The sequence below is a fragment of the Prescottella subtropica genome, assembly GCF_005434945.1.
Lineage (GTDB): Bacteria > Actinomycetota > Actinomycetes > Mycobacteriales > Mycobacteriaceae > Prescottella > Prescottella subtropica.
The window spans coordinates 45,459-52,186 of record NZ_SKCH01000025.1 but is presented as its reverse complement, the minus strand read 5'-3'; the positions used below and the strand labels follow the sequence as shown (position 1 = coordinate 52,186).

9 protein-coding genes are annotated in these 6,728 nt (G+C 68.7%); 7 read left to right on the top strand and 2 right to left on the bottom strand.

Annotated features, from left to right (window positions below; genetic code table 11):
- The first annotated feature begins 278 nt into the window (after window positions 1-278).
- The 3 genes from E0497_RS17505 (at window position 279) to E0497_RS20465 (ending at window position 1,973) form a co-directional block, all read left to right on the top strand.
- Window positions 279-941, top strand: a complete 663-nt coding sequence (locus tag E0497_RS17505; RefSeq protein ID WP_137726073.1) for a hypothetical protein — start codon at window positions 279-281, stop codon at window positions 939-941.
- Between the two features lie 117 nt (window positions 942-1,058).
- Window positions 1,059-1,511 (top strand): hypothetical protein, encoded by a 453-nt coding sequence (locus E0497_RS17500; RefSeq protein WP_137726072.1) that lies wholly within the window; start codon window positions 1,059-1,061, stop codon window positions 1,509-1,511.
- Window positions 1,512-1,814: 303 nt separating this feature from the next.
- Window positions 1,815-1,973 (top strand): hypothetical protein, encoded by a 159-nt coding sequence (locus E0497_RS20465; RefSeq protein ID WP_161987438.1) that lies wholly within the window; start codon window positions 1,815-1,817, stop codon window positions 1,971-1,973.
- 279 nt (window positions 1,974-2,252) lie between these two features.
- Here the strand turns inward: E0497_RS20465 and E0497_RS17495 are convergent, their stop codons facing one another.
- Window positions 2,253-2,609: a hypothetical protein gene (locus tag E0497_RS17495; protein WP_137726071.1), complete on the bottom strand. Its 357-nt coding sequence runs from the start codon at window positions 2,607-2,609 to the stop codon at window positions 2,253-2,255.
- On the bottom strand, window positions 2,606-3,253 hold the full coding sequence (locus E0497_RS17490) for a nucleotidyltransferase domain-containing protein (RefSeq protein WP_137726070.1): 648 nt from the start codon (window positions 3,251-3,253) through the stop codon (window positions 2,606-2,608). The genes E0497_RS17495 and E0497_RS17490 overlap by 4 nt, the downstream gene beginning before the upstream one ends.
- A gap of 39 nt (window positions 3,254-3,292) precedes the next feature.
- On the opposite strand from E0497_RS17490, the gene E0497_RS17485 reads away from it, so the two are divergent.
- From E0497_RS17485 to mshC, 4 genes are read left to right on the top strand one after another with little or no spacing between them, the layout of a single operon-like run.
- Window positions 3,293-3,976, top strand: a complete 684-nt coding sequence (locus E0497_RS17485; protein ID WP_137726069.1) for a histidine phosphatase family protein — start codon at window positions 3,293-3,295, stop codon at window positions 3,974-3,976.
- A gap of 39 nt (window positions 3,977-4,015) precedes the next feature.
- Window positions 4,016-4,609, top strand: coding sequence for a DUF3090 domain-containing protein (locus tag E0497_RS17480; protein ID WP_137726068.1), 594 nt, complete (start codon window positions 4,016-4,018; stop codon window positions 4,607-4,609).
- A gap of 2 nt (window positions 4,610-4,611) precedes the next feature.
- Window positions 4,612-5,412, top strand: coding sequence for an SCO1664 family protein (locus tag E0497_RS17475; RefSeq protein ID WP_137726067.1), 801 nt, complete (start codon window positions 4,612-4,614; stop codon window positions 5,410-5,412).
- A 46-nt stretch (window positions 5,413-5,458) separates the two neighbouring features.
- Entirely contained in the window at window positions 5,459-6,700 is a 1,242-nt protein-coding gene (mshC, locus tag E0497_RS17470) for a cysteine--1-D-myo-inosityl 2-amino-2-deoxy-alpha-D-glucopyranoside ligase (RefSeq protein ID WP_137726066.1), read from the top strand.
- The last annotated feature ends 28 nt before the right edge of the window (window positions 6,701-6,728 follow it).

Below are 6,728 nucleotides of genomic sequence, written 5' to 3'. Positions count from 1 at the left end.
CCTCCATCGAACCTGCCCCGCCCGCGGAGACGGACGTGGACGAATCTGTCCCGCTTACGGCATAATCACCGGCACCACAGAGCTACGCGCTCAACGGTTTACACCACTCCACGGGGCTCTATCACGGCCTCGGCCGTGGATCTCTGGACGTAACCGAGCCTGGGTCGCGTTCTTGCTGGCCCAGGGTTGTCGGTGTCGTGTTGTTGAATCGTCGTGCCGGCGGGGGCATCCCGAGGGGATGTGTCTCGGTGCCGGTCGGAGCAAGGGGGCTGTAGTAGATGGTGTTCGAGGTGAAGGCCACGCATCGGGTGGTGTCGACGGGGGAGGCGGCGTGCGAGGTCCATCCCGATGTGTTCGTCGCCGAAGGGGGCCGGGTTTTCGTCAACGCGGAGGTGGTGGCGGATGTGTGTAGTTCTGCCGCGGTGCGTCCGGTTGACGAGGCCGGTTGTGTCTTCGTCGTCGACGACGCGGCGACCGCGCAGGCCGTCCAGTGGATTCAGGTGTTGTCCGGGAGACAGTCGGCGTGGATGGACATGTTCGACAGTGTGCGACACGGGGAATCCACGGCCGTGTCGGATCCATTTCGTCTGCCGAACCCCGACGACCTCCGGGAAGCACGCAGGGGCGACGAGCGGACTGTGCAGATCGAGGTGCGCGCGACGCACCAGGGGAAGTCGAGCAAGAGGCCGGCGTGTGAGATCTATCCGGATGTGTTCGTTCCCTGCCGCCCCGGTTCGGCGTTCTCCCGGTTGGCGGGCATGGCGATGCAACAGCCGGGTGACATTGTCGAGGCGTTGCCGCCCGAAGAGCGAAGCTGGCTCGTCGTGGACGGCCTCGAGGGATCAGCTGACTGGATATCTGTCAGTGCTCGATTCAGGGGGCCCAGTGACCGAGAGCGGCGGGCGGCTCGCCGCGCTGCACGGGCCGAGAAACGCCCGTAGCGGTCGGTCGGCGTTGCGCGCGTCTCGCAGGGTGACCGCTCCGGTGGAGGTGCCGGCATCAGTACGGCACGATCAGGTATTTCGGTGAAAGACATGGATGTGGGAGGTTTCAGGTAGGTGGAGATCAGTGTGCTGCGGCAGGTTGTTGCCGGGCTGGGCCCGCGGCAGCCGTTGACCGATGCGTTCGAGTGTTATCCCGATACATCGGCGCAGCGGTTCTCCTCGCAGAAGGAGCATCTGCTGGGCTGGCTTGCCGGCTACGACGGGCCCGGCTCGTACAACCGGAAGAACCCGGGGAAGGATGCCCGCTTCTTCTACACGCATTTCCGGTGCGCGCCGGGGCTGCTCTGGCTGGCGGAAGCGCTGGGGGAGGATCCCGCCACCCTTACGGAGGCGATCGGACAGGTGAAGGCGGCGCGAGCGAATCCGTCGTCGCAGTGTGCGGCGTTTCGGAGGGTGGTTCCGTGGGAGCGGATCGTCGAACTGGTGGAGCAGAACAAGACTCGTACCGCGTCTACCGGCGGACCTGTAGAGCGGATCGCGCGGTGGGTGTCGCGACTGAGGAGTTGAGCGGACGCGACCGATGATCCACCGTTGATCTCTCGTGCCCTGAGCCCGCTCGCGGCGGTCCCCAGGGTTTGGCAGCCAAGGCATGTCCCGTGTCTGCCGGTGACGCCGTGTAATTCGGGCCGAGTCGATCGGTTGGTGGTCACAGCCTGCACCCCGGTGAAGGCCCGGCCGCTCGCGTTGCCCGACCGCCGCAGATACTGCAAGTGACCTGCCTCGGTTTCGGCTGCCTGTAGCACCGAATGCGCAAGTTCCACGGACCGAATCTACCTACGACCCTGGCTGTACTCGACTACGGTCGGTGGCATGGCAACGGAGTGGACACCCGAGATGCAGGCGTGGGTCGACGAGGCGCTCTCCCGTGCCACCCCGCTGACCATCTTTCAGGAGACCGTGATCAAGGCGGCGTTCCGAACGGTGAAGCTGGATGAGATTCCGGGGTGCCGCAGCGGCGAGAACACCTGATTGGTGCCGGCCAGGTCCGGCACCACACGTAACAGCGGAGTCCACCGCTCGGATGCTCACCGAGCATGCGCGACCTGTCGTTGTTGACAGCTCGCAGCCTCGGCCTGTTTGAGGGCACTCGTCGGACTCGCTGCCTTCGCGTGCGGTGGAGCCTCAGTCTTCCAAACTGATTACGCGGGTTCGATTCCCGTCATTCCCTCCACCCCTTGTTTCCCTCTCCTACCAGTACGTTCCCGCTGATTGTGGGTGCGGTCGGTCCGACCTTCCGGCGCCCCCTCGTCACGCCCCACCCGACAGCGAGTAGGTCACGTACTTGCCGCCCCATTCGAGGAACGCGCTTGTCGTCGCCTGTCCCCGGATCTGGTCGTTCTGCCACTGGTACACGTCGTGCCCGGGCGGTAGGGTGCCGACGCGTTCGAGGGTGTACATCCGGTTGTGGCCGGGGGACCGGCGCCCGGCTATGTCGTCGAGGCTCATCGGCGGGGAACCGCCGAGCAGATACGTCCGGCCCAGGGAGGAGATCCGGTCCGGCGGCGCGAAGACATTCAGGCTTCGGTACAGGACCGCGAGATACAGGTACCCGGCCGCCAGGACAACCACGAGCGCGAGCCCCCCGATCCGTACTGCCCGCCTCATATCCGCGCCCGCCATGAGTGCCCCGGATGCACCTTCTCGAGCGCGTCGCGGAGCCAGACGCGCTGCGCGCCGCTCAGACTGGGCAGAACCGTCGTCAGGTCGGCGACGTCCTTGTCCCGCGCATGTTTCGCCTTGAACAGCAACACCACCTCCGGAATCAGATACGGCACACCGTCAGCCGTGACACCGACGACGTCCGTCCACTGCATCGTGATCGTGGGGTCGCGGCGGCAGATCCAGGTGTCGCCGTCGTGCAGGTCGCGGAACACATCGAGGACGAACGCGCTGTCTTCGACCGACCACAACCATGTCTGATGCGTGCCGGCGCGCGCCGGCGACTCCACCGGAAACAACCGGCCGTCGACCGGCAGCAGCCACCGCCAGTCGTCACCGGTGAACGCGTCGAGCACGGCCGGCACGTCGGCGCCGAGCACCACGATCTCGAGGTCCTCGTGCTCCCGCGTCCGACGGCCGAGATGCAGATCGAGTGCCCACCCGCCGGCGATCGCCCACCGCACCGGACGCCCGCCCGGCGTGCACAGGCCGCGCAGGCGAGCTGTCACGTCCCGCGGCGTCCACGCCGTCCACGGGACGTCGTCGTCGAACGGGACACCATCAGCCGACGCGCCTGCCACATCCGTCACGCACCGATCATGTCAGCGTGGGGGCTTAGGCTGGCACGCATGACGGTCATTCTGTTGCGTCACGGCCGCTCGACGGCGAACACGTCGCACACGCTCGCGGGGCGCACTCCGGGGGTCGCGCTCGACGATGTCGGTGTGGAGCAGGCGAAAGCGGTGGTCGAACGGTTGGCGGGGGTGTCGGTCGAGGAGATCGTGCATTCGCCGCTGCTGCGGTGTGAGCAGACCGTCGCCCCGCTCGCCGCGGACCGCGGCCTCACCCCGCGGGTCGACGACCGGCTCGTCGAGGTCGACTACGGGCAGTGGACCGGACGGGCTCTGAAGGAACTGGTCGAGGAACCGTTGTGGAAGGTGGTGCAGCAGCACGCATCCGCGGCCGTGTTCCCCGATGGGGAGGGGCTCGCGCAGGTGCAGGCGCGGGCCGTCGCCGCGATCCGTGAGCACGACCGCCGGCTCGCCGAGGACCACGGCCGGGACGTGGTGTGGGTGGCGTGCACGCACGGGGACGTGATCAAGTCGGTCCTCGCCGATGCCGTCGGCTCCCACCTCGACGCGTTCCAGCGGATCGTCACCGAGCCGGCGTCGATCAGCGTCGTCCGCTACAGCGACGTCCGCCCGTACGTGCTGCGGGTGAACGACACCGGCGGCGACCTCGGTGGGTTGGCCGCCCCGCCGCGTGCCGGCGACACGGCGGTGCCCGGAGGTGAGGTGGGTCGTGAACGCTAGGCGGATAATGAACCGGTACGCATAGTTCGAGGAGGTGCAATGCCACGCGCAATCCACGTTTTCCGCACCCCCGACCGATTCGTCGCGGGGACGGTCGGTGAACCCGGCGAACGATCGTTCTATCTCCAGGCCGTGCACGATGCCCGGGTGGTGAGTGTGCTGCTCGAGAAGCAGCAGGTGCAGGTTCTCGCCGATCGGATGGGACTGCTGCTCGAGGAGGTGCACCGCCGGTTCGGGACCGCGGTGCCGCCCGAACCCGGCGAGGTCGGGGACCTGAGCCCCCTGCTCACCCCGCTCGACGTCGAGTTCCGGGTCGGCACGATGGGCCTCGGGTGGGACGCCGAAGCCGAGTCTGTCGTCGTGGAACTGCTCGCCGTCAGCGAGACCGAGTTCGACGAGTCCGTCGTCCTCGACGATGCCGAAGAGGGCCCGGACGCGGTGCGGGTGTTCCTCACCCCGATCCAGGCCCGCGAATTCGCGCTGCGCTCCGAACGGGTCGTCTCCGCCGGTCGCGCCCCCTGCCCACTGTGCGGGGAACCGCTCGGCGCGGGCGGTCACGTGTGCGTGCGCACCAACGGCTACCGCCGCGTCGCCGGATTCGACTCGACCGTCGAGTTCGGGGAAGAGCTCTGACGATGACACCCGGAGAGGTGCCCGCCACCGGGGAGTTGACGGTGGTCGGACGCATCGTGCAGGCCAGCAACGCCACCCTCGTGTGTGACGTCGAACAGGACGGGGCGCAGGTCCGGGTCGTCTACAAGCCGATCCGCGGGGAGCGTCCCCTGTGGGACTTCCCGGACGGCACCCTCGCCGGCCGCGAGGTGGCGTCGTACCTGATCTCCGAGGCGCTCGGCTGGGGCGTCGTCCCGCACACGATCCTGCGGGACGGGCCGTTCGGGCCGGGCATGGTGCAACGCTGGATCGACACCGTCGACCGGCGCCCCGAGGCGGGGGACCGCCCGGACCTGGTCGACATCTGCCCGCCCGACGCGGTGCCGTCCGGCTGGCTCGAGGTGCTGCGGGCGTTCGACGCCGACGACAACGAGGTGTCGCTCGTCCACGCCGACGATCCGCGGCTGCACCGGATGGCGGTCCTCGACGTCCTGCTCAACAACGCCGACCGCAAGGGCGGGCACGTCCTCGAAGGCGTCGACGGCGCGGTGTACGGCGTCGACCACGGCATCTGCCTGCACGAGGAGAACAAGCTCCGCACCGTCCTGTGGGGGTGGGCCGGGCGATCGATCGGCGACGACCTGCTCGCCGACCTCGACGCGTTCACCGGGGCACTCGACGGCGACGCGTTCTCCACCCGCCTCTCCGAGCACGTCACCCTCCGCGAGGTCGACGCCCTGCGCGAACGCGCCAAAACCCTGCTGGCTACACCGGTCCTGCCGATCCCCGACGGGCCGCGCACCATTCCGTGGCCGGCGTTCTAGGCGTCGCACGCACGCCCGGAATCTCCGGTCCACTAGGCTCGCCGGTATGCAGTCTTGGTCCGACACCGCTGTCCCGTCCGTGCCCGGTCAGGGCCCTGCTCTGCGGCTCTACGACACCGCGGACCGGCAGGTGCGTCCGGTCACGCCGGGGTCGATCGCGAAGATGTACGTGTGCGGCATCACCCCGTACGACGCCACCCATCTCGGCCATGCCGCCACCTATCTGACGTTCGATCTGGTGAACCGGATCTGGCGGGACGCCGGCCACGACGTGCACTACGTGCAGAACGTCACCGACGTCGACGATCCGCTGTTCGAGCGGGCCGACCGGGACGGCGAGGACTGGGTGGTCCTCGGCATGCGGGAGACCGCGCTGTTCCGGGAGGACATGGAGGCGCTGCGGGTGCTGCCGCCGCGCGACTACATCGGTGCCGTCGAATCGGTGAACGAGGTCGTCGAACTGGTCGAGAAGTTCGTCGCGTCCGGCGCCGCCTACATCGTCGACGACGCCGAGTACCCGGACGTGTACTTCCGGGCCGACGCCACCGCGCAGTTCGGCTACGAGTCCGGCTACGACCGCGCCACGATGGAGCATTTCTTCGCCGAACGCGGCGGCGACCCGGACCGCCCCGGCAAGCGCGATCCCCTCGACGCCCTGGTATGGAGGGCAGCCCGCCCCGGCGAGCCGTCGTGGCCGTCGCCGTTCGGTGCGGGACGTCCCGGCTGGCACATCGAGTGCGCGGCGATCGCCCTCAACCGCATCGGCTCCGGGTTCGACGTGCAGGGCGGCGGCTCCGACCTGATCTTCCCGCACCACGAGTTCTCCGCCGCGCACGCCGAATCCGCTTCCGGCACCGACCGTTTCGCCCGCCACTACGTGCACACTGGCATGATCGGACTGGACGGCGAGAAGATGTCGAAGTCCCGCGGCAACCTGGTGTTCGTCTCCAAACTGCGCGGTGCGGGCGTCGACCCGGCCGCGATCCGGCTCGGGCTGCTGTCCGGGCACTACCGCACCGACCGGGCGTGGACCGGCGAGGTCCTCGAGACCGCACAGCAGCGGCTCGCCCTGTGGCGCGCCGCTGCCGCGTGTGAAGCCGGTCCGTCCGCCGACGACACGATCGTCCGGCTGCGCCAGCACCTCGCCGACGACCTCGACACACCCAAGGCGCTCGACGCGCTCGACGGCTGGGTCCGCCGCACCGTCGACCATGGTGGCCCGGACACGTCCGCGCCGGCCGCGTTCGCGACCGCGGTGGACGCACTGCTGGGCGTCGACCTCTCGTAGGTCGTATGGGAAGGATCGGCCCCGGAAC